Below are 21623 nucleotides of genomic sequence, written 5' to 3'. Positions count from 1 at the left end.
CACATGATCGCGCTCCGCGCTGCAAAAACCAACAACGAGGCCGACAACCCGTCGAGCCCGGTGTTGCGTTTCGGCCCCGATAAGCCGCTGAAGCTCGACGCCGGCACGCTGTTGTCGCCGTTTCAGATCGCCTACCAAACCTACGGCACGCTGAACGACGCCCGCTCCAACGCCATTCTGGTCTGCCATGCGCTGACCGGCGACCAGCATGTCGCCAACACCAATCCGGTAACCGGCAAGCCCGGCTGGTGGGAAGTGCTGATCGGCCCCGGCAGGATCATCGACACCAACCGTTTCTTCGTCATCTGCTCCAACGTCATCGGCGGCTGTCTCGGCTCCACCGGCCCGGCCTCGACCAACCCGGCCACCGGCAAGCCCTACGGGCTCGACCTGCCAATCATCACCATCCGCGACATGGTGCGGGCGCAGCTAATGCTGGTCGACCATTTCGGCATCGAGAAGCTGTTTTGCGTCCTCGGCGGCTCGATGGGCGGCATGCAGGTGCTGGAATGGGCATCATGCTATTCCGAGCGCGTCTTCTCGGCGCTACCGATCGCCACCGGCGCACGCCATTCCTCGCAGAACATCGCCTTCCACGAGGTCGGCCGCCAGGCCGTCATGGCCGACCCGGATTGGCATGGCGGCAAGTATTTCGAGCATGGCGCGCGCCCGGAAAAAGGGCTGGCGGTGGCGCGCATGGCCGCCCACATCACCTATCTGTCGGAAGCCGCCTTGCACCGGAAGTTCGGACGCAATTTGCAGGACCGTGACGCGCTGACCTTCGGTTTCGACGCCGACTTCCAGATCGAGAGCTATCTGCGCCATCAGGGCATGACCTTCGTCGACCGCTTCGACGCCAACTCCTATCTCTACATGACCCGTTCGATGGATTATTTCGACCTCGCCGCCGACCATGGCGGCCGGCTGGCCGATGCCTTTGCCGGCACCAAGACGCGCTTTTGCCTGGTCTCCTTCACCTCGGATTGGCTGTTTCCGACCGAGGAGAGCCGCTCGATCGTGCATGCACTCAACGCCGCCGGCGCCTCCGTCTCTTTCGTCGAGATCGACACCGACCGCGGGCACGACGCCTTCCTGCTCGACGAGCCGGAACTGTTCGCCGCCATCAACGGCTTCATCGGCTCAGCTGCAAGGGCGAGAGGGCTCAGCGCATGACCCCGAAAAGTTGCAGACTTTTCGGACCGGGATCATGCGCCAGGCAAGAGGCAAAGCCATGAGCGTCAACCGCGCCCAGCGCGTCGACCTCGAAGTCGTCGCCGGCCTCATCCCGCCGCTCTCGCGGGTGCTCGACGTCGGCTCCGGCGACGGCCTGCTGCTCGAACTGTTGCAGGAGACCAAGCAGGTCGACGGCCGCGGGCTCGAACTGTCGCAGCGCGGCGTCAACGAATGTGTGGCACGCGGCCTCTCGGTCATCCAGGGCGATGCCGACACCGACCTCGAATTCTATCCCGACAAGGGTTTTGACTTCGTCGTCCTGTCGCAGACGCTGCAGGCAACCCGCAACCCGAAGCTGGTGCTCGACGAGCTGCTGAGGATCGGCAACCGAGCCATCGTCTCCTTCCCCAATTTCGGCCATTGGCGGGTGCGTCTGTCGCTGTTCTTCAAGGGTCGGATGCCGGTGACCGAGGACCTGCCCTATTCCTGGTACGACACGCCCAACATCCATTTCTGCACCATCCGCGACTTCGTCAACCTGGTCGAGGAGCTCGGCGCCTCGGTGGAGAAAGCTACCGCGCTCGACGGCAACGGCCAGAAGATCGGCCTGTCGATGCCATGGTGGTTCTGGAATTTCTTCGGCCAGCAGGCGGTGTTCTTGCTGAAGCGCTGAGGTTTCACCTATCCCAGCACGTCGGTTGCCTTGTGCGGGTGCCCGACACCCTCGGCGAGGACCACATCGGAGCAGGAATTGTCGGTCCGTAAGGCCAGGATCTCTCGATAGGCAGGCGAACTATACCAGCCGCGCGCATTCTCCTTGTCCTGAAACTCAATGACGATGAGATGCCCGGGCCATTCGTTCTCGAGCACCTCCATGTCGCCGCCATGGACAAGAAAGCGCCCGCCAAACGGCTCCAACGTGGCGTCGATCCGCTGCAGGTACTCGACAATCTGCGGGCCTATTGTGACTTGGCGCATATGGGCGACGGCGTAGGCGGTCATGGCTGAACTCCGTGTTCGATCGAAGCGCAAACCGGCTTCGTAGGCGCAATCTGGGGAAATGACGGCCATCGGTCGATTACGCCTGAGGTAATAGGAACGCGGATCAAGGCGACCCGCGAACCTACCCTGGAGCGCACGCTGCCCGAACCCGCGAGGGTGTTGCCATTGGAGCGCGGGGCCTGAAATTCGTTATTGCGGACGGATCGCCTCTCGCATCTTCTGATGACATAGGGACCTGTTCTTTGTAGCGTCGCCTGCCAACATGATGCTGAGCGGAGCATGGAACGGAAGAAGCAGACGTATTCGATTGTTGTCGAAATGGAAAACGCCAAGTACATCAACGAAGATGAGGTTGGCGTTTCGCTCACCGCTTTGGCGCGAGAGATCGGAAGGGCAACGACGGACGATCAATACGCCAGACCGGAGGTTATAATCGTTCACAACGGACAGGATACCGACACGCCGCTTCTCCAGCAACGAATCTGCGACCTTGTCCCGCGACTTGGCGCAGTTGCAAATCTGGTTTTCGGCGCTTGCACCGGTGGCCGGTACTACGAGGTCAAGAACAAAGGCGCCGAGTTGGCCACGGGCGACGTCGTCATTTTCACCGATTCTGACACGACGGTTGAGCACGGCTGGCTGTCGGCGCTCCTCAAACCGCTACAGGACCCGAAGACGACTGCCGTGAACGGCTACACCTATCTCGGATTCGACGATTTCGCCTCGCGCACCTTTGCCCTTCTATGGTTCTTCCCGCTGCGCGATGGCGATCAACGTTTTGCTTCCAGGCGAGCAATGAACGCCAACAATTGCGCCTTTCGCAGACTCTGGTTGGCCAGCCACCCCTATCCGGCCAACAACGGTTTCAAGGTTTCTTGCACGTTGCTCACGAACCAGTTGCGAGAAAGCGGATATGACTTCGTCAGGGTCGATGCACGGGCCAGCCACTATCCCCCGCGCGGCTGGCGCTTTTTCTTCTGGCGTGCCCTAGTCACCGGTCGCGATGCGGACCGCAAATATATGGCGCTGGAATCGACATCCCGAGGCAAACGCGCGCTGAAGGCAACAAGGCGCTGGTTTTCGACGTCCTGGCGAGTGAGCAAACGCCTCATTGCCCATGCCCCACAAGTCGGAATGCCAATCTGGCAGATCCCGTTTGCCCTGATCGTCGGATTGGTCTTTTGCACTCTGGTTTTTCTTGCCCAGGCGGCCATGGCGCTTGGTCTGATCCGGGACGAACCGGAACACGTGCCCCTTTATGTAGTGCATAGCTGAAATGGCCAAGACCTTGGAAATCGAGCCCCTCATCACGGTGATCACGCCGACGCACAATCGCCGCAGCAAGGTGGTGCGCGCCGTCGAGAGCGTGCTGGCGCAGAATTTTGCCCGGTTCGAGCACATCGTCGTCGATGACGGCTCGACCGACGGCACGGCCGCCGCACTCGCCGAAATCCGCGATCCACGGCTGATCTATGTCGGCGCGAAATGGCGCGGCGCCAATGCTGCCCGCAACGCCGGCATCGAACGGGCGCGGGCGCCGGTGGTGACCTTCCTCGATTCCGACGATGTCTACTTGCCGGACCGGCTGGAGCGAACGCTGGAGTGGTTCGAGGCCAATCCCTCGCTCGAAGTGCTGATCAGTTCCTTCGTCTCGCTGAAAGGCAATCGCCGCACCAATTGTGTCAATCGCGATGCGTTCCTCAACCGCGACACGCTGGAGCGGGCTCTGGTTGGGCAGACAATCTTCATTGCCGGCTCGGCGATCACCGCCCGGCGCGAATCGCTGCTGGCCATCGGCGGCTACGACAGCGACGTCACGCGCATGCAGGATCGCGAATTGTTGCTGCGCTTTGCCCGGCGCAGCGGCGCGCAATTGTCCGAGGTGATCGACTGGAAAAAATACAATTCGGAGAATTCGATCTCCGGCCGCCGCGATGGCTATGTCGAAGCCTATGCCAGTTTGATCGACAAGCATCCCTATATCGCCGACCGCTACCCCCACATTCCGCCTTACATGATCGCCCGGCAGTTGATCGCCGACGCGCTCAAGGGCAGGGTTTCGCAGGCCTTCTCCGGCTATCTGGCCAACCGGTCGTCGAAGGCGCTCGGATATTCGCTGCCGCAGCTGTTTCGCGGCTATGTCGGCGGCCGGCGCTGGCGCCGCGATCTCTACGCCGAATTTCGCGACAAATACGGTGCTCGGCCGGCCTAGAGCTTCCCTCGGGAACTGTCTCTAAGCCTCATTTGTCGAGTTCCGGGAAATACGGATCGGAATAGAGCCGCCTGTCGCGCTCGCCCTGGAGGCAGTCCAGAGGCGCTGCCGCGTCGATCGGGACCACGGTCGCATCGGCAATGCCGCTCACCTCCAGGATCAGCTTGCGGCGTATGGCGGTGGCGAATTCGGAGGCCGCGTAGATCGGCAACACGAAGGAGCCGGGTCCGCCGGTGACGCAGTCGTCATAATACTGGTCGAGATGGCTGAAGGTCGGCGACGGGCTGATCAGGATCGGCAGGCCGTTGATGACGATGCCCTTGGCCACCGCGGCATCGCGTGTGATGGCGACCGGCAGCCCGGTGTTGTTGGGGCCATCGCCGGAAATGTCGATCACGCTGCGTGGCGCGTCGAAGCCGGTGCCGTCGAAAAGCCCGGCGCCGAAGGCCAGCGCGCCCGAAATCGAGGTGCCGCGAAAGCTGCGGAACGGCCGCGCGGCTATTTTGTCGGCGAAGGCGTTGGCGCTTTCTGCGCTGTCGATGACCTGCCAGGCGATGACGCCATCCTCGCGCACGACGCCAGCCCATTCGAAATAGGCAAGCGCGATGCGGCCGGTCGTGCCCGAGCGCACAGCCTTGATGAAATCGGGATGCCTCAGCGCCTCAACATAGCCGGCGCGCTGCAAGGCGAACTCCCTCTCGTCCATCGACTGCGAGATGTCGACGGCCAGCACCAGTTCAACATCCACGGCAACGGCATTGGCCGGGGCAGCCACGGACGTGGTGCAGGCGAGGCAGGCAAGCAGGCTGAGCGCGTCGAGCATGGCCGGACCCACGATGTTTCCATCGGAATCTTCGCCGCGATCGCGGCGAAATAAAGCCACGGCTACTTCTTTCGCCGGTGGGTCGCCTTTGGCGGCGGGTCGATGGCGCCGGCCCTGACGTGGGCGCGCTTCAGCGCCGGTGCGCCCGTATCCTTCTCGATGCTCAGCGCACGGGGAAAGAAATGACTGTTGTGCAGGCCGCGCCCGATGTTGAGGATCGCGGTATCTGGCAGGCGTTTCTCCAGCATCGACAGCACCCGCCGCAGCGACGGACCGTCGAACGCATCCATCGCCTCGTCGATGATCACCCATCTCGGCTGCCGCAAGGCAAGCCTGGCGAAGGCGAGCGCGCGTTGTTCGTCATCGCCCAGTTCGTGATCCCAGCGGGCGGTGCGGCCGAGGGAGGACGACAGCCGCTCGAGACCGACCTCGGCAAGCACCGCTGAAATGTCGGCATCGCTCGCCGGCGCTGGTCCATTCGGGTGGTCGAGGACCTCGCGCAACGTGCCGACCGGGAAATATGGGACGCGCGGCACGAAGATCGGGACCTCTCCCGCCGGCAGGCCGATGCGTCCGCTGCCCCATGGCCACAGGCCGGCGATGGCGCGAAAGAACAGCGTCTTGCCGGCGCCTGGGTCGCCGGTGATCATGACGCGCTCGCCGGGATGGATTTCGACATGGCTGTCGGCAAGCTTGGTGCAGCCCTCCGGCGAGGCCACCTGGAGCTTTTCGAACGTCAGGCTGCCATTGGCGTTGTCGCCGAATTCGATGCGCCTTTCCTTGTCGTACAGCACATCGGTTTCATCGAGCGCGATGCGGAAGTCGGCGACACGCATCAGGGTGGCGCGCCAGTCGGCGATGCCGCCGATGTTGTTGATGAACCAGCGCAGCGACGAGTGCACCTGGTTGAAGGCGCCGACCGCCATCATCAGCCCGCCGAAGGTTATATCGCCCGAGAAATAGACCGGCGATGCCACCAGGATCGGCGCCACCACGGTGATCCAGCCATAGGTGTCGGTCACCCAGGACAGGTTGATCTGCGCGGTGTAGATGCGCCGCATGGCACCCAGCACCGTGCCGAGGTCGATTTCGAGCCGGCGCTTGGCATCGGCTTCGCCATGGTAGAGCGCAATGGCGTCGACATTTTCGTTGACCCGCACCATCGAGGAGCGCAGCTCGGCCTCACGCGTGTAGCGATCGCTGTTGAGGTGGATCAGCGGCCGCCCGACCAGCCAGCTGAGCCATGAGGCGATGCCGGCATAGAGGAACGCGGCCCAGACCATGTAGCCCGGTATCGCCAGCGCCCAGTCGTTGATGTGGAAGACGAAGCCCGACGACAACTGCCACAGCACGCCGACGAAGGACACCAGCAGGATGAAGGACTGCAGCAAGCCGACCCCGAGGTCCGTCGTCAGATCGGACAGATGCGCGGCATCCTGCTGCATGCGCTGGTCGGGATTGACGCCAATGGCGCCGGCATTGGCCAGCCGGAAGGCCCGCGCCGGCCGCATCCACTGGTCGATCAGGTCGAGCGTCAGCGCCTCACGCAGCTTCAGCCGGATCATCTGGTTGAGCCAGGTCTGAGCGATGTTGAGCACCAGCAGCGTGCCGGCGATCATCGCAAAGATCATGAGCTGGTGCAGGAAGGCCGCCATGTCGCGGCGCGCCAGCGCATCGTAGAAAGGTTGGTTCCAGCGGTTGAGCAGAACCTGGCCGATCGACGTCGCGACAATGACGGCCATGATGCCGACCGACGTCCACAGCAGCCATTTGCGGACCGGCGAGCTTACCAGCGCGCGTTTGATCGTCGCCACCTGGTCGCGCAGGCTGCTGGCTTCGACAGTTACCGGCTGGGCTGCGACGTTCGTGTCCGGTTGATCAGCCATGGCCTGGATCCTTGCGTTCAAAAGCGGTGCTGAAGCCGGATGGAGAGACTTGAAGGCATCCGCCGCTCAAACGGCCTACGGATGCATCTGCGACAGATAGGTGGGAAAACCCCGCGCAACACCTCATGATCACGAAGGTGTCACCCGACGCGTGGTCGAGGTGACCGCTTCGGCCTGGCGGCCAAGCCTTGTCGCGCCGTGCGGCGACAGCACCGGCACGAAGACGCGGCGCGAGGCGCGCTGCGCGACCGGCACGCCCTGATAGAGCCGCTTCTGCGCCTCGACCACGATGACGCCGGAAAAGATCGGCCAGAACCGCCGGCCGGCGCGCTCCAGCACATTGTGGAAGCGCATCATGAAGCGCCGCGGCGATGGCGGGAAGAACAGCGCGTCGGACCAGGACGCCGGCGTGAAGTTCGCCTCGCGCAGCAATTCGGTCAGCTGGCCGCGCGAGAACGGCCGGCCATTGCCGAACGGCGTGTGCTCGAACCGAGCCCAGACACCGCGCCGGTTGGGCACGACGATGACGACACGCCCCGCCGGCGACAGCACCCGCCAGATCTCGTTCAGCGTCTCGCGCGGGTTTTCGACATGTTCGAGCGAGTGCACCAGCAGCATACGGTCGATGCAGGAATCGACCAGCGGCAATTCCTCGTCGAAGACCAGCGCCGTCGACGTCGGTCCGTTCGCCGGCCAGACCACCGCACCCTGGGTGGCCGGCATGAAGGCAAAGACCCGCTCGGCATCGGTGCCGAATCGCTCCAGCCACGGCAAGGTATAGCCGAGCCCGACCAGCCGCTCATTGGGCACGGTCGCCCATAGCGAGGACAGCGCCATGGTGATCGAGCGTTCGGCCAGGCGGCCGAGCGTGGTCGAATAGAAGGAACGGAGATCGACGATATCGGAATGCATGCGCCGGACGGTAGCTGCGATGCCGCTCAAGTTCAACAAAGGCGCCAAGCCGAACAGAAGCGAAGTTCAACAAAGCCGGATGACATCGGGGGCCAAGCGCCCTATGTCTGCGGCGACAGATGGAGAGATCAGAAATGCCGGTCGAAATCGAACAGTTCATGTGCCGCAGCGACAATTTCGGGGTGCTGGTGCATGACCCCAAGAGCGGCGAGACCGCCATCATCGACGCGCCCGAAGAGGCGCCGATCCTGGCCGCGATCGAGCGCACCGGCTGGAAGCCGACGCTGATCCTGACCACCCACCACCATGTCGACCATGTCGAGGCCAATCTGGCGCTGAAGGAGCGCTTCAAACTGCGCATCGTCGGACCGGAGGCGGAAAAGGAAAAGATCCCCGGCATCGACGAGACCGTCGGCCAGGACTCGGTCGTCCATCTCGGCGGCGAGCGGATCGACGTCATCGCCACGCCCGGCCACACGGCGGGCCACGTCTCCTATCATTTTCCGGCCTCGAAAGTGGCGTTCACCGCCGACACGCTGTTCGCACTCGGCTGCGGCCGGCTGTTCGAATGCAAGCCGCCGGTGATGTATGACTCGCTGAAGAAGCTCGCCGCACTGCCGGCCGACACGGTCATCTATTGCGGCCATGAATACACGCTCTCCAATGCCCGCTTCGCGCTGACCGTCGACCCGACCAATTCTGCGCTGAAGGAGCGGGCGGCGAAGATCGAGACGCTGCGCGCCGACAACAAGGCGACGCTGCCGACCACGATCGGCGAGGAATTGTCGACCAATCCGTTCCTGCGCTGGCACGACCCGGCGATCCGCAAGCATCTCGGCATGGAGAAGGCCAGCGATGCCGACGTGTTCGCCGAGATCCGCAAGCGCAAGGACAATTTCTGAGCATCGTGACGTTTGCGGAAAGCCATGACCAGCGCCGCTGAAATCATCGCCACGCTCGGCCTTAAGCCGCATCCGGAAGGCGGCTGGTATGCCGAGACCTTTCGCGACGGCGCCGGCGGCGCGCGTGGCCATTCGACGGCGATTTATTTTGTGCTGGAACAGGACCAGATTTCGGCCTGGCATCGGGTCAAGGACGCGGCCGAGGTCTGGCATTTCCATGCCGGCGCGCCGCTGGCACTGTCGATGTGCGAGGAAGGCGGTGCCGTGATCGAGCAGGTGCTCGGCATTGAACTTGCGGCGGGCGAGCGGCCGCAGATCGTGGTGCCGGCCGGCTGGTGGCAATCGGCGCGCAGCCTCGGCGAATGGACCCTGGTCGGCTGCACCGTGGCGCCGGGCTTCGATTTCTCCGCCTTCGAAATGGCCGAACCCGGCTGGGAACCCGGAACACTTTAAGGTGTGTTGAGATTCAGGTCAGGCCGAGTCGAAAAGGTGGTTTCCGAGAACCGGAGCGGAGCGTACTTTTGGGTACGTGAGCACCGGAAGCGCAGGAAACCGCCCTTTGCAAGCCGGCATCACCTGAATATCAACACACCGAGCGTGATCGCCAACTGGGCGGCATAGTAGAGCACCCAGACCGCATAACGGATACCGGCGCGATAGGGCGCAATTGCCGGCACCAGGAATTTTTCCGTGGCAAGCAGCCCGTCCGACGCCATGAACAGTACGGCGCCGCCGATGACCCACGGATTGTTGAGCGTCAACGCCGAAATGCCCATCGCCAGAATGGCCGCGATATAGACGGCGATCGGCACCCGCAGGCTTGGGCCGACACGGCGCCAGAGTGCTGCCAGCATGACGACCACGAAGGCGGCCATGGCGAGTGCGATGGCACCGCGCCATGTCTCGGTGCCCAGCACATCCAGCCCGCCGCCGCTGCGCAAGAAGAGCGGCACATAGAGGATATGCGCCGCAAGAAAGCTGGCCAGTCCGCCGAGGAAGGCCTTTTCGCCGTCACGCGACAGGAAGGCGTCGCCGACGGCGCTGAGCGCCAGCGCAGCGACGAGCAGCAGCGGCCCACCTTGCATGAAGGCCAGCACCGCAAGCATGGCCACGGACAGCGTCTTTGCCGCCGAGCGGGCCAGCGTCGGCCGCATGTCCAGGGTGAAGGCGTAGATCACCGCCGCCACCAGCGAAAAAATCAATGTTGCATTGGCGTTGGCGTCGATACCGCCGGCAAACGGCATCGTCATGCGCTTGCCTCACCAGTTGCCGGCTTGCGCAGGAACAGCGATTTCGCCGCCAGGGCCGCGCCGCCGGTGATCAGCACGCAGGCGGCGAGGATACGCAGCGACGGCTCGGCAACGCCGGCGGCGATAAGCACCAGCGTCGATAGCAGCGGCGCCGCATAGCTGGCAGCTCCGAGCACCTGGATGTTGCCGCGCTTGACGCCGATGTCCCAAGCGTAGAAGGCCGCCCCCACCGGCATCAGCCCCAGACCGAGCACGGCCAGCCATTGGCCGGGACCGTCGGGCAGCACTGTCTTTTCCAGCAGGAGATGGCACACGAGGGAAAGCGCCGCCGTGGCGGCGCAGAACCAGGTGACGATCGAGGTCGGCACCGCCGGAAAACGCCGCGACAGCAGCGAATAGGACGACCACAGCAGTGCGCAGACCGCCGCCATCGCATAGCCGAAGGCATAGCGCGCATCGAAGGCAAGCCCGCCGCCCATGGTGACGATGAGGACGGTCCCTGCCAGACCGAGCAGTGCGCCGACGACATGGTTCCAGGCCAGTTTTTCGCCCGGCATCAGCGCCGAGCCGAGCACGATGAGCAGCGGCCACAGATAGGCGATCAGGCTTGCCTCCACCGCCGGCGCGTTGCGCAGCGCTGTGAAGTAGAAGAAGTGGTAGCCGAACAGGCCGGCAATGCCGATCAGCCAGACCTGGCGCGGGATCTTCTGGCTTTTGTCGGAGGCCGGCATGAACAGCCGGGCGACCAGCCCGACCGCGGTGCCGATGGTGAAGGTGATGGCCGACAAAAGGAACGGGGGAACTGCGCCCGAGGCGTCGGTGAGCAACGCCAGCAGCGCCCACATGGCAACCGCCGAGAAGCCGATCAGTGTTGCGCGCCCCATGCTCGTCTCCGGCGGCGCGCCCCATTTCAATTCGGGTGGGCGCCTATTCAGCTGCTTCGAACCGCCCCGCGCTGACGGTCAAGGTGCCAATCTGCGTCCCGACCGTGGCGTGGATCGGCGCATATACGCCGGTTTGGCCGAGCGGTGCAAACGTCACCATCATCTTGCTCTTGTTCTTCAGGTAGTTCAGCGCCTTGCGGCCCTTGCGGTAGCCCGCCACCGGCTCGAAGCTCATCTTGCAGGTGACGGTGTCGCCCTTGTAGCCCTTGACCGAGATCGAGCCTTTCGACGCGTAGGTCAATGTCAGGTCGGCGCGCATCTCGCCGTCATAGAACTTCACCTTGCGGCCGCAGACCTGGTCGATGCTGTCGGCATGGATGACGGTGGCGGCCATCGGGTCGAGAACCGATGTCAGATCGTTGCCACCCAGCGGTATCCAGGTCTTGGGGTTGCGCTTTTTCGGCTCGGGGATGACCTGGGTGGCGGTAACCGCACCATTGGCAAAGCGGATGTCGACGACGGAGGCCTTCTTGCCGGACTTGTAATCGGCGCGAAACGCCTGCGGCTGCATCTGCTTGCCCAGAATCTTGCCCTTTGACGAGATCGTGCCGCTCGTATCGTCGAACAAAGTGGCGATACCGGCGCTGGAGACGGTGCCGTCGATGGAATAGCTATCGCCTTCGTAGTGGCTGTTGAATTTCGCCCTGGCCACCGAAAGGCCGAGGAACGACACGGTGTATTCGCCCTTGAAGGACTGTGGGGCAGCTGCCGGCGCTGCGGCAAGGGTTGAGGTTGGCAAGGCAGCGGCAAGCATAGCGACAACGGCATGAGACGGACGAAGCATGGCGGGGGTCGGTCCTTGAATTTTAAAGCCGGAGACGGGGCAACTCCGGCCTGGCATGTCCCTATGCGACCGCTTATAGGCTGAATTCCGGCCTTTATATGAAATGCCCGTCACAGGCATGGGCAAGCCGGAGCTTGACGCATTGGCGAAATGCAACTATGGAACGCCAACTTTTCCATAAGGCCGCCTGACTAAAACCGCGCGCCGCCCGGCGCGGGCGAAAATGGTTTGGCAGGCTTAGCGAGAACTGAAGGTTAGAACCATGTCCCGTACCTGCGAACTCACTGCCAAGGCAGTCCAGACCGGCAACAATGTGAGCCACGCCAACAACAAGACCAAGCGTCGCTTCCTGCCGAACCTCGTCAATGTGACGCTGATCTCGGAAGCTCTGAACCAGAATGTGCGCCTGCGCATTTCGGCCAACGCGCTGCGTTCGGTCGAGCATCGCGGTGGCCTCGACGCCTTCCTGGCCAAGGCCGACGCCAAGGAACTGTCGCAGCGCGCGCGCCTGTTGAAGAAGCAGATCGCCAAGAAGCTGGCCGACCAGCCCGCCGCTTAAAGACTTTAAGGCGGGGGACGACCGCCTTGAGCATCGGAGCGATCCGGTGCTCAAAAACTTGCAAGGCAGCGCGATCCGCATTTCGGATAGCGCCTGGCTGGTTCCATTACCCAGGATAAAAAAATGACTTCCTTCTCGCGATATCTGCCCTTTGTGGCCGCCATGGCGCTTGTCGTCGTGGCATCGAACATCCTCGTGCAGTTCCCGATGCAGGGCCAGGTCGGCGGCCTGTCGCTGGCCGACATCCTGACCTGGGGCGCCTTCACCTATCCCTTCTCCTTCCTGGTCACCGACCTTGCCAACCGCCGCTATGGCCCGATCGTCGCGCGCCGCATCGTCTTCGTCGGCTTCATGACCGCGGTGATCTGCTCGATCCTCATCCCGCCCTTCCTGTTTCGCCACGGCTTGATCGAGTTCGAGACCGCTGCCGATCGGCTGGTGCGGATTGCGGCGGCCTCTGGTGCTGCGTTCCTCTGCGCGCAATTGCTCGACGTCACAGTGTTCAACCGGCTACGCCGGCAGAGCTGGTGGCGCGCCCCGATCGTCGGCACGCTGGTCGGCTCGGTGTTCGACACCGTCGTGTTCTTCAGCGTCGCCTTTTCCGCCCTCTTCGCCTTCGCCGGCCCGAATGACAGCTTCGCGCTGGAGGCAGCACCGCTGATGGGCGTGCTGCCGGTCGAGACCATGCGCTGGGTCTCCTGGGCGCTTGGTGACCTCTCGGTGAAGCTGATCATCGCCGTGGTGGCGCTGATCCCCTACCGGCTGCTCGCCGCCCGCTGGAGCCAGCCGGCGATCGCGGTCTAGGCGTGATCCCCTGGGTCCAGCTCGACTCGGCCAAAACGCCTGACGGTGGACAGGAACTGCGCCTCAAACAGCGCGGCAGCGAATTCTCGATCATGCTCGGCACCAACGAGCTGATGAACAGCCGCCTCAGCAGTTCCGAGGAAGCGCTGGCAAAACTGTCCTGCGACAGGATTGCCGGCCGCGGCCAACCAAGAATCCTGATCGGCGGCCTCGGCATGGGTTTTACCCTGCGCGCCGCACTTGCCGAGCTTGGCGCCGATGCAAGCATCACCGTCGCCGAGCTTGTCCCGGCGGTCATCGCCTGGGCGCGCGGCCCGATGGCAGCGCTGTTTGACGGCTGTCTCGACGATCCCCGTGTGAGTGTCCGCGAGGCCGATGTCGGGCACATCATAAGGTCCGACAAGGCGGCTTGGGACGCCGTCCTGCTCGACGTCGACAACGGCCCTGAAGGCATCGTCTACAAGGGTAACGACGCCCTCTATGGCGCCGCCGGCCTCGCCGCCGCTCGCTCCGCGCTCAAGCCGGGCGGCGTGCTGGCGGTGTGGTCGCAAGGACCCGACAGCGGCTTTACGCGCAGGCTCAAGCAGGCGGGTTTCGCCGTGGACGAAGTGAAGACGCGCGCCAATGGCAAGCGTGGCGCCCGCCACGTCATCTGGATTGCTACGAACCCGTCTAGCTGACGCTTGCGAGAAAAGACGGGCGGATCGCTTGATCCCGCCCGCCATGGATGGAAGCTATCTCGACAGTTCGGCGGCAAGAGCCTCCAAAAGTCCGCGCGTGCCTTCCTCGCGGCCTTGCGCCGAATCGACGCCGTCGAAGAAAACGCCTTGCTCAGTAAAGGTCAGGCGGGTGCCGTCACCGGAGGGTGACAACTCGACGGTGGTCAGCGATGCCGACATGGGCTGCGACCCGATTGCCATCCGGTAGGAGAACACGATGCGCTGGTCGGGAACGATGTCCTGAAACTGCGCGTCGAGCCTGATCTCCGGGCCGCCCTCGTAGCTGAACCGCGACACCTCGGCACCGCCGACGCGGAAGTCGAAGCTGAATTCGGCGATGGTGAAGCCGTGGCCTTCGACCCGCCAGCGCCGCACTGTCGCCTTGTCGGCAAAGGCATGGAAGACCTTGGCCGGCGACTGCGGATAGGTCCGCTCGATGGTGAAGGTCGAGTGGATGACGGAGTGCTCCTCTACGGGGGCGATCTGGTTCATGATGTTTGGTCCTTGTCTTGATTCTTGGGGGATTGGTCTTCGGGGTCCGTCTCGGCCAGGATCTGGCCAAGACGATCAAGGTGGCGTTCGGCCGGAATGCGGCGTTGCGCGATCCAGTCGGCGAGCGGAGAGAGCCCGCCCGGTTCGATCCGGCAGGTGCGCACCCGCCCGATCTTTTCACTGCGGATCAGCCCACAGGCTTCCAGCGCCTGCAGATGCTGCAGCACGGCGGCAAACGTCATGCCGAACGGTTCCGCCAGCTGGCTGACGGTCGCCGGTCCGCGGCTCAGCCTTTCCAGGATCTGGCGGCGGGTGGGCTCGACAAGAGCCCGCAGGATGCTGTCGATCTCGGAATAGTTAAGCATGGACTTGAGTATTGCGTCATCAGAAAATTGTCAAGCCACGACTAAAGTATTTTCGCAAGCAATACGGTCAGCCGTCCAAGCAATCGAAAGCGGAGGGACAAACGGAAGGGCAGACGCGGAGTACGCTGCGCCATTCGAAACTGCCTCAGGAGACACGGAACAACGAAAGGCGCGGGCCTTATCTCAAGGTGAGCGAGAATCCGCCCGCGCCGTGCGCGTCGAAATACCGGTACAAGGTGGAAGCATTCCAGCCATGCGGCGCTTCGCGACGGACATCGACGTGGTCTGTGTCCGAGAAGCTCAACTCAGGCGTGGGTCCATTCAACGACGCCGCGCTGTAGTCCAGCGTGACGGAGTCGCCCGTATCGGCAAAGGAGATGGTGATCTTGCCGTCGCCATAGCTGATGTCGGCGTCGTCGATCGAACGCTCAGCGAAGACGATCGTCGTCTCTCCCGCAACGTTGATGACATCCTTGCCGTCGCCGCGATCGAAGAACAGCTTGGCCTTGCCCGTGCCGGTGAGATCGATCCGGTCGTCGCCTTGCCCGCCCGAGATCGCGTCGGCGGTGCGCGCGTTGATCCTGATTGTGTCGTCGCCGCTGCCACCCTCGACGCGATCGACCTTGGCGGCGGCGATGGCGATGGCGTCGTCATCATCGCCTCCATAGACGCCAAAGACGGCCTGACCGCTCGCGATGGTGATGATGTCGGCGCCCTGGCCGCCGGAAATGCCATCGACCCTTTGCCCGGCGGCGACTGTGATGATGTCGCGGCCTTGACCGCCTGAAACACCGCGCGCTTCGTTGCCCGCAGCAACGGTGACGATGTCGTCGCCGGCGTCGCCGGTTATGTTGTCGATGTTCATTCCGCCCGCAAGGGTAAGCACGTCTCGCCCGGCRCCGCCCCAGATTCCCGAGATATCCCGTCCCGCCGCGACGGTGAGCACATCGTTACCCTCGCCCGCCTCGACGTTGTAGGCATCCCGTCCGGCAGCAATGTTGACGACATCATTGCCGGCACCAGTGAAGATGCCGCGACCGCTGGGTATGACAACAGCGATTTGTTTGCCGCCCACCATCGCGTTCGTCACCACAGCGCCCGACGCCGTTTTTCCCTGCCAATAATCGGCGGTGGCGTCTTCAGTGGACACAAGGTTGAGCCGATCGTTTCCGTCGCCCAGGGAAATGTAGTTCGGGGCGGTGTCATCGCCGGACGACATAATGTTGACGACGTCGTTGCCGGATCCGCTTTCGATGAACTCTGCATTGACGGGCATGACGAGCAGGAAGCCGTCGCTACTCCCAGCGCCTCCGATCGACAGTTTGATGATTCTCTCCAGCGCAGTTTGCTGGGCGCTGTCGCCTCTGCGAAGGCTTGGGCCATCGGTCAGCAGGCCGACCGGCTTCGGCTTTTCACCGGAATCTCCTCTGAGCAGCAATTGCAGGGCCACCTGCTGTCGAGATACGGATGAGACGCTTGTCATGGGGTCCGGAACCGGTTGCACGATTCCAGACAGGCGTCGCCCGACTGAAACCAGGGATTGCAAGGCAGTTTGCCGATTCGGCGTTACCAAACCGTGCATGGGTTGCAGACGGGAAAGCGTAAAATCCGGCCGTTCAATCCTTGTGCAGGATGAATTCCAGATAGAGATTGCGCTGCAGGATCGAATGGTTGTCGTCCGAGATCAGCGACACCATCACCGCGCCGTCGTCGCGGGTCCAGACGTCGAGCCCTTCCATATTGTCGATCTGGTAGCCCATATCGGCTTCCATCAGCACCGGTCCGTCGGCAACCGCGCCCTTCTCGACGCTTTCGCCATAGATGCGTCTGAGCCGCATCTTCACCCCGCCGGCCATCGAAAAACTGCGCTCCAGGAGCAGCAGGTCGCCGTCCGGCAGGAAGGCGCCGTCGGTGATGTCGAAATCGCCATTGCGCTTGACGGTGAAGACGCCCTTGTGCGGTCCTTCGATAATGGCGGCATAGATGTTGCCTGATTTGTCGAGGCTCTTTTCCGAGACCACGACCAACCCGCCCTCGTGCTGGCCATAAGGATTGGCGTGGGTGACGGTCTCGAAGCCGCGATTCTGCCGAAGTTCATGGGCCGGAACCAAAAAATTCAGCTGCTTGAACGGCGCCTTCATATTGTCGGGATCGATCTTGAACTGGGCGACGCGGTGGTTGCGCTCGAAGCCGACCGTGGCAATGCCGTCCTTGACCGCCAGGCCCTCGGCGTCGACCTGCCATTTCTTGTCGATCGGCCGGCCCTGCTCATCGACCATCTGCTGCATGCGGAAATTCTGGATACCCGACGGACGCCGCTCGGCATCGTGGGTCAGCGCGCCGAAGAACCAGAAGCCAGTGTCGGCGACGCCGACGAAATCACCGCCGGGCTCGAGGAAGCGAAATGCGGACAGCGCGCCGAAATCGCGCGTCGGCGAGGTCATTTCCAGCCCGCCGACAAATTCCAGCGGCCCGAATTGTTTGTCGGTGCTGCCGATATGGAAGGCGGTGATCGGCCGTGCCGAGACTTCGACCGGCTCGACCGCATTTGGCCCGGCGGCGATAGCCGGCACCAAAGCCAAGCCGAGCAGAGCTGCGGAGGCGAAAAGCGTCTGCCGGAGGCAGGCTGGCAAAAGGATCATCCGGCGCGCCGGTAGCCGCCGCGGCGTGTGTCGCGCGCGTTTTCCTCGGCAAACAGCGAGGCCAGTTGCTCGGTCATGGCGCCGGCCAGTTCCTCGGCATCGACGATGGTGACGGCACGACGGTAGTAGCGGGTGACGTCGTGACCGATGCCGATGGCCAAAAGCTCAACCGGCGAGCGCGTCTCGATCAGCTCGATGACAGCGCGCAGATGCCGCTCGAGATAATTGCCCGGATTGACCGACAGCGTCGAATCGTCGACCGGGGCGCCGTCCGAGATCATCATCAGGATCTTGCGCTGTTCGGGCCGGGCGATCAGCCGGTTGTGCGCCCACAGCAGCGCCTCGCCGTCGATGTTTTCCTTGAGCAGGCCCTCGCGCATCATCAGTCCGAGATTGCGCCGGGCGCGCCGCCACGGATGGTCGGCGGATTTGTAGATGATGTGGCGCAGGTCGTTGAGCCGGCCGGGGTTCGGCGGCTTGCCGTCCTTCAGCCATTTTTCGCGCGCCTGCCCGCCCTTCCACGCCCGCGTGGTGAAGCCGAGAATCTCGACCGAGACGCCGCAGCGCTCCAGCGTGCGCGCCAATATGTCGGCGCAGGTCGCGGCCACCGTGATCGGCCGGCCGCGCATCGAGCCCGAATTGTCGAGCACCAGCGTCACCACCGTGTCGCGGAATTTGGTGTCGCGCTCCTGCTTGAACGACAGCGGCTGCATCGGATCGATGACGACACGCACCAGTCGTGCCGGATCGAGATAGCCTTCCTCGAGGTCGAAATCCCAGGAGCGGTTCTGCTGCGCCATCAAGCGCCGCTGCAAGCGGTTGGCGAGCCGGCCGACGACGCCGGAAAGATTGGCCAGCTGTTTGTCGAGGAAAGCGCGCAGCCGGTCGAGTTCTTCCTCTTCGCACAGCTCCTCCGCACCGACCGTCTCGTCGAAGGCGGTGGTGAAGATCTTGTAGTCGATCTCCTTCGGCAGGTTGGTGAAGGGGTTGTCGTTGCGGCGGGCTTCGCCCGGCGTCTCGGCATCCGCATCGTCATCGTCGGAGAGATCGTCGGCCGTGGCGTCGGAGGCCTCGGTCTCGGACGACTGTTCGTCGTCGGCCGACGCCTCGGCATCCTCGGACTGCGACTGCTCGGAGCCGGAATCGTCTTCGCCGCCCTCCTCGCTCTGCTCCTCGCCTTGCGGCTGGTTCTCGTCATTGTCCTCGGAGTCTTCAGTCTCCTGGTCGTCGCCGAGTTCCTCGGCCATCTCCATGGACGCCAGCATATCACGCACGACGCGGGCGAAGGCCTGCTGGTCGCCGAGCTTGGCCGAGAGACCGTCGAGATCGGCCTTGGCCTTCTCCTCGACCCAGGGGCGCCAGAGTTCGACCAGCCGCTCGCCGCTCTTCGGGATCGGCCGTCCGGTCAGCTTCTCGCGCACCATCAGGGCGAGTGCTTCCTCGATCGGCGCGTCGGCCTTGTCCCTGACGTCGACAAGATTGGCCTTGGCGTATTTGTCCTCCAGCATCGAGCCGATATTGTCGGCGACGCCCTGCATGGCGCGGCTGCCGATCGCCTCGACGCGCGCCTGTTCGACAGCGTCATAGATCGAGCGCGCCAGCTTGCCTTCCGGCGCCAGCTTGGTGTGGATGCGCTGATCGTGGCAGGCGCGCTTCAGCGCCATGGAATCGCCGAGCCCGCGGGTGATCGCGATATCCTCTTTCGAGGCTTTCTTCGGCAGTTCCGGCAACCGGGCACGGCTCCCGGCAAGGGCCGGCCTGTCCTTGGCGAACCCGACTTCGAGTTCCTTGTCGCCGGCAATGGCGCGCATGCAGACGGTGACGGCGCGCTTGAAGCTGTCGGCCTCAGACCCCGTCTTCGACTTGTTGCGCGTGTTGTCGCCCGGACCCGCCACTTACAATACCTCTTCTCCGGCAGTGAGTATCAGTCTCTTCACAGCAGCTTGCTGAATAGTCAGAAGCTGCTCGGCAACGCAGCCCCCACGACCGGGCGTGGGGACGTCTTCTTGTGTTGAGACCACGCCTGTCCGCACATCAAGATGCCAGGAGTCCGACCATGCGTCGCCATTGAGACAATGCGAGTAGACGCAGACCACTCCGACCGTAACGTTATTCTTCCGTGCGTCACCACAAGAGGCACCGCGCTCTGTCATTTCCCGAGTGAAGAAGCTCGGCGATTGGCCCAGTTGCTTTAGCCGAGCGCTGCCGTCAGGTTTGCTTAGGTTCAAAAAGTAACCATGATCGGTACCGGGCCGGATCGCCGCAACGGAACAGCCAGCCACAACTGCGAGAACAACACCCGCAATCAGCCTCGGTAGAAGCCGCCGATCCAAATTGTTACCCCAGCACCACGTTGGCGGCGCTTTCCGGCAGATCCTCACCAAAGGCGCGCTGGTAGAACTCGGCCACCACCGAACGTTCCAGCTCGTCGCATTTGTTGAGGAAGGTCAGCCGGAACGCCATGCCGATATTGCCGAAGATCTCGGCATTTTCGGCCCAGGTGATGACGGTACGCGGGCTCATCACGGTCGACAGATCGCCGTTGATGAAGGCCGAGCGCGTCATATCGGCGACGCGGACCATCTTGTTGACGATGTCCTTGCCCTTGCCGTCGCGATAGTGCTTGGCCTTGGCCAGAACGATGTTCACCTCATTGTCGTGCGGCAGATAGTTCAGCGTGGTGACGATCGACCAGCGATCCATCTGCGCCTGGTTGATCTGCTGCGTGCCGTGATAAAGGCCGGTCGTATCGCCCAACCCGACCGTGTTGGCGGTCGAAAACAGCCGGAACGCCGGATGCGGACGGATAACACGGCTCTGGTCGAGCAGCGTGAGACGGCCCGACGATTCCAGCACGCGCTGGATGACGAACATCACGTCCGGACGGCCGGCATCATATTCGTCGAAGCACAGTGCGACATTGTGCTGGTACGCCCACGGCAGGATGCCGTCGCGGAATTCGGTGATCTGCAAGCCGTCCTTGACGACGATGGCGTCCTTGCCGACGAGGTCGATACGGCTGACATGGCTGTCGAGGTTGACGCGAACGCACGGCCAGTTGAGGCGGGCGGCAACCTGTTCGATATGGGTCGACTTGCCGGTGCCGTGATAGCCCGACACCATGACGCGGCGGTTGTAGGCGAAGCCGGCAAGGATCGCCAGCGTCGTCGCCTTGTCGAACAGATAGTCCGGATCGACGTCCGGCACATGCTCTGATGTCACCGAATAGGCCGGCACCACCATCTTGGAGTCAAAGCCGAATTTATCCTTCACCGAGACTGTCGTGTCGGGCAAATTGGCGATGTCGCGATCGACCTTGTTCATCTCTATCCACGTCTCCACGGGCGAAATGCCTCATTTCGCCGGCAATCGATTTTGTCCGGGGGCGGTCTTAGAGCCTTTTCCACCCTTATGAAAGTTGGAAAACGACACGAACCGTTGGGTCGCTCAGCACAAACCCGCCTGCTTGAGCACGCGATAGGCCTGCAGCACATCGCGGAACCGGTCTTCCGAACCTCTGTCGCCGCCATTCGCATCCGGATGGTGACGCTTCACAAGTTCCTTATAGCGCGCCTTGATATCCTTGCCAGTCGCCTTTGTATCAAGGCCAAGCGTTTCCAGCGCCTTGGCCTCAAGCGGCTTGGCCTTGCGTTCGCGCGCCTCGCGCGGGTCTTTCGGCCCTTTGAACAGGTCGAACGGGTCGCGCATGCGGTTGTAATAGCCGGCGCGGCCGGAGCGCATCTGCGCCATATCGGGCGAGGAGCGCGTCGAGGCGCCGGCGAGGCCCATCTTCCATGTCGGCCGGTGGCCGGTCATCGCTTCCTTCTGGAAGCGGGCGATCTCGGTGTCCGGGACGCCGGAGAAGTAGTTGAAACCCTTGTTGTATTCGCGCACATGATCGAAGCAGAACTGAAAATACTCGCCTTCCTTCATGCGCCCGACCGGCGCGCGATGGGTGCCGGCCTCCTTGCAGCCGTCCCACTGGCAGATCGGCGAGCGCGACTTAAGCTCCGCGTCCTTTTCGGGACGGATCCGAATCTTCTCGAAATATTTGGGGTACGATTTCATCTCACCCATTTATGGGCTGTTCGCACGTGCGAAACAAGAATTGACATTTTCGCGATGATCGCCCTAACCGCTGAATCGCGGCATAA

General features: G+C 63.1%; 23 protein-coding genes. 9 read left to right on the top strand and 14 right to left on the bottom strand.

The window, feature by feature from the left end; all coding sequences use genetic code 11:
• Window positions 1-3 precede the first annotated feature (3 nt).
• Window positions 4-1173: a homoserine O-acetyltransferase MetX gene (gene metX / locus AC1DZ8_RS08665; protein WP_477305711.1), complete on the top strand. Its 1170-nt coding sequence runs from the start codon at window positions 4-6 to the stop codon at window positions 1171-1173.
• Window positions 1174-1231: 58 nt separating this feature from the next.
• Window positions 1232-1846: a methionine biosynthesis protein MetW gene (gene metW / locus AC1DZ8_RS08660; protein WP_112562220.1), complete on the top strand. Its 615-nt coding sequence runs from the start codon at window positions 1232-1234 to the stop codon at window positions 1844-1846.
• 8 nt (window positions 1847-1854) lie between these two features.
• Here the strand turns inward: metW and AC1DZ8_RS08655 are convergent, their stop codons facing one another.
• Window positions 1855-2175, bottom strand: a complete 321-nt coding sequence (locus AC1DZ8_RS08655) for a DUF1330 domain-containing protein (RefSeq protein ID WP_477305713.1) — start codon at window positions 2173-2175, stop codon at window positions 1855-1857.
• A 279-nt stretch (window positions 2176-2454) separates the two neighbouring features.
• Here AC1DZ8_RS08655 and AC1DZ8_RS08650 point away from each other — a divergent pair, with 279 nt between their 5' ends.
• Window positions 2455-3450, top strand: coding sequence for a glycosyltransferase family 2 protein (locus AC1DZ8_RS08650; protein ID WP_477305714.1), 996 nt, complete (start codon window positions 2455-2457; stop codon window positions 3448-3450).
• Window position 3451: 1 nt separating this feature from the next.
• A complete protein-coding gene (locus AC1DZ8_RS08645; protein WP_477305716.1) occupies window positions 3452-4387 on the top strand; it encodes a glycosyltransferase family 2 protein in 936 nt (311 codons plus the stop codon).
• A gap of 28 nt (window positions 4388-4415) precedes the next feature.
• Here AC1DZ8_RS08645 and AC1DZ8_RS08640 read toward each other — a convergent pair whose 3' ends face one another.
• From AC1DZ8_RS08640 to AC1DZ8_RS08630, 3 genes are all read right to left on the bottom strand, one after another.
• Complete coding sequence (locus AC1DZ8_RS08640) at window positions 4416-5210, bottom strand: DUF1194 domain-containing protein (protein ID WP_477305761.1); 795 nt, start codon at window positions 5208-5210, stop codon at window positions 4416-4418.
• 62 nt (window positions 5211-5272) lie between these two features.
• Entirely contained in the window at window positions 5273-7096 is a 1824-nt protein-coding gene (locus tag AC1DZ8_RS08635; RefSeq protein ID WP_477305718.1) for an ABC transporter ATP-binding protein/permease, read from the bottom strand.
• A gap of 129 nt (window positions 7097-7225) precedes the next feature.
• On the bottom strand, window positions 7226-8008 hold the full coding sequence (locus tag AC1DZ8_RS08630; protein WP_477400787.1) for a class I SAM-dependent methyltransferase: 783 nt from the start codon (window positions 8006-8008) through the stop codon (window positions 7226-7228).
• Between the two features lie 134 nt (window positions 8009-8142).
• Here AC1DZ8_RS08630 and gloB point away from each other — a divergent pair, with 134 nt between their 5' ends.
• Window positions 8143-8910: a hydroxyacylglutathione hydrolase gene (gene gloB / locus AC1DZ8_RS08625; protein WP_477305720.1), complete on the top strand. Its 768-nt coding sequence runs from the start codon at window positions 8143-8145 to the stop codon at window positions 8908-8910.
• A 24-nt stretch (window positions 8911-8934) separates the two neighbouring features.
• The gene (locus AC1DZ8_RS08620; RefSeq protein WP_477305722.1) at window positions 8935-9363 is read left to right on the top strand and encodes a cupin domain-containing protein; all 429 of its coding nucleotides are present in this window, start codon (window positions 8935-8937) and stop codon (window positions 9361-9363) included.
• Between the two features lie 119 nt (window positions 9364-9482).
• Here AC1DZ8_RS08620 and AC1DZ8_RS08615 read toward each other — a convergent pair whose 3' ends face one another.
• The 3 genes from AC1DZ8_RS08615 to AC1DZ8_RS08605 are packed head-to-tail and all read right to left on the bottom strand — an operon-like array spanning window position 9483 to window position 11888.
• Window positions 9483-10160: a lysoplasmalogenase gene (locus AC1DZ8_RS08615; RefSeq protein WP_477305724.1), complete on the bottom strand. Its 678-nt coding sequence runs from the start codon at window positions 10158-10160 to the stop codon at window positions 9483-9485.
• Window positions 10157-11044: an aromatic amino acid exporter YddG gene (yddG, locus tag AC1DZ8_RS08610; RefSeq protein ID WP_477305726.1), complete on the bottom strand. Its 888-nt coding sequence runs from the start codon at window positions 11042-11044 to the stop codon at window positions 10157-10159. Before yddG ends, AC1DZ8_RS08615 begins: the two co-directional genes overlap by 4 nt.
• A gap of 43 nt (window positions 11045-11087) precedes the next feature.
• A complete protein-coding gene (locus AC1DZ8_RS08605; protein ID WP_477305728.1) occupies window positions 11088-11888 on the bottom strand; it encodes a DUF3108 domain-containing protein in 801 nt (266 codons plus the stop codon).
• Window positions 11889-12150: 262 nt separating this feature from the next.
• Here AC1DZ8_RS08605 and rpmB point away from each other — a divergent pair, with 262 nt between their 5' ends.
• The 3 genes from rpmB (at window position 12151) to AC1DZ8_RS08590 (ending at window position 13931) form a co-directional block, all read left to right on the top strand.
• Window positions 12151-12447 carry a 50S ribosomal protein L28 gene (rpmB, locus tag AC1DZ8_RS08600; protein WP_023670682.1) on the top strand — a complete coding sequence of 99 codons (297 nt, stop codon included), beginning with the start codon at window positions 12151-12153 and terminating at the stop codon, window positions 12445-12447.
• Window positions 12448-12570: 123 nt separating this feature from the next.
• Complete coding sequence (locus AC1DZ8_RS08595; RefSeq protein WP_477400696.1) at window positions 12571-13251, top strand: queuosine precursor transporter; 681 nt, start codon at window positions 12571-12573, stop codon at window positions 13249-13251.
• A 2-nt stretch (window positions 13252-13253) separates the two neighbouring features.
• The gene (locus AC1DZ8_RS08590) at window positions 13254-13931 is read left to right on the top strand and encodes a hypothetical protein (RefSeq protein WP_477305732.1); all 678 of its coding nucleotides are present in this window, start codon (window positions 13254-13256) and stop codon (window positions 13929-13931) included.
• 54 nt (window positions 13932-13985) lie between these two features.
• Here AC1DZ8_RS08590 and AC1DZ8_RS08585 read toward each other — a convergent pair whose 3' ends face one another.
• The 7 genes from AC1DZ8_RS08585 to AC1DZ8_RS08555 all read right to left on the bottom strand — a co-directional run bounded on the left by AC1DZ8_RS08585 (window position 13986) and on the right by AC1DZ8_RS08555 (window position 21546).
• On the bottom strand, window positions 13986-14462 hold the full coding sequence (locus AC1DZ8_RS08585; RefSeq protein ID WP_477305734.1) for an SRPBCC family protein: 477 nt from the start codon (window positions 14460-14462) through the stop codon (window positions 13986-13988).
• The gene (locus AC1DZ8_RS08580) at window positions 14459-14827 is read right to left on the bottom strand and encodes an ArsR/SmtB family transcription factor (RefSeq protein ID WP_477305736.1); all 369 of its coding nucleotides are present in this window, start codon (window positions 14825-14827) and stop codon (window positions 14459-14461) included. Before AC1DZ8_RS08580 ends, AC1DZ8_RS08585 begins: the two co-directional genes overlap by 4 nt.
• A gap of 178 nt (window positions 14828-15005) precedes the next feature.
• The gene (locus AC1DZ8_RS08575) at window positions 15006-16310 is read right to left on the bottom strand and encodes a calcium-binding protein (protein WP_477305738.1); all 1305 of its coding nucleotides are present in this window, start codon (window positions 16308-16310) and stop codon (window positions 15006-15008) included.
• Between the two features lie 133 nt (window positions 16311-16443).
• Window positions 16444-17469: an esterase-like activity of phytase family protein gene (locus tag AC1DZ8_RS08570; protein WP_477305740.1), complete on the bottom strand. Its 1026-nt coding sequence runs from the start codon at window positions 17467-17469 to the stop codon at window positions 16444-16446.
• Entirely contained in the window at window positions 17466-19364 is a 1899-nt protein-coding gene (gene cobT, locus AC1DZ8_RS08565; RefSeq protein ID WP_477305742.1) for a cobaltochelatase subunit CobT, read from the bottom strand. Before cobT ends, AC1DZ8_RS08570 begins: the two co-directional genes overlap by 4 nt.
• A 442-nt stretch (window positions 19365-19806) precedes the next feature.
• A complete protein-coding gene (gene cobS / locus AC1DZ8_RS08560; RefSeq protein WP_023776798.1) occupies window positions 19807-20793 on the bottom strand; it encodes a cobaltochelatase subunit CobS in 987 nt (328 codons plus the stop codon).
• Window positions 20794-20916: 123 nt separating this feature from the next.
• Window positions 20917-21546 (bottom strand): J domain-containing protein, encoded by a 630-nt coding sequence (locus AC1DZ8_RS08555; protein ID WP_112562202.1) that lies wholly within the window; start codon window positions 21544-21546, stop codon window positions 20917-20919.
• Window positions 21547-21623 lie beyond the last annotated feature (77 nt).

This window comes from Mesorhizobium sp. P2_F7, from assembly GCF_056403695.1.
The sequence above is the reverse complement of the archived record's forward strand: the minus strand, read 5'-3'. Positions and strand labels throughout refer to the sequence as shown.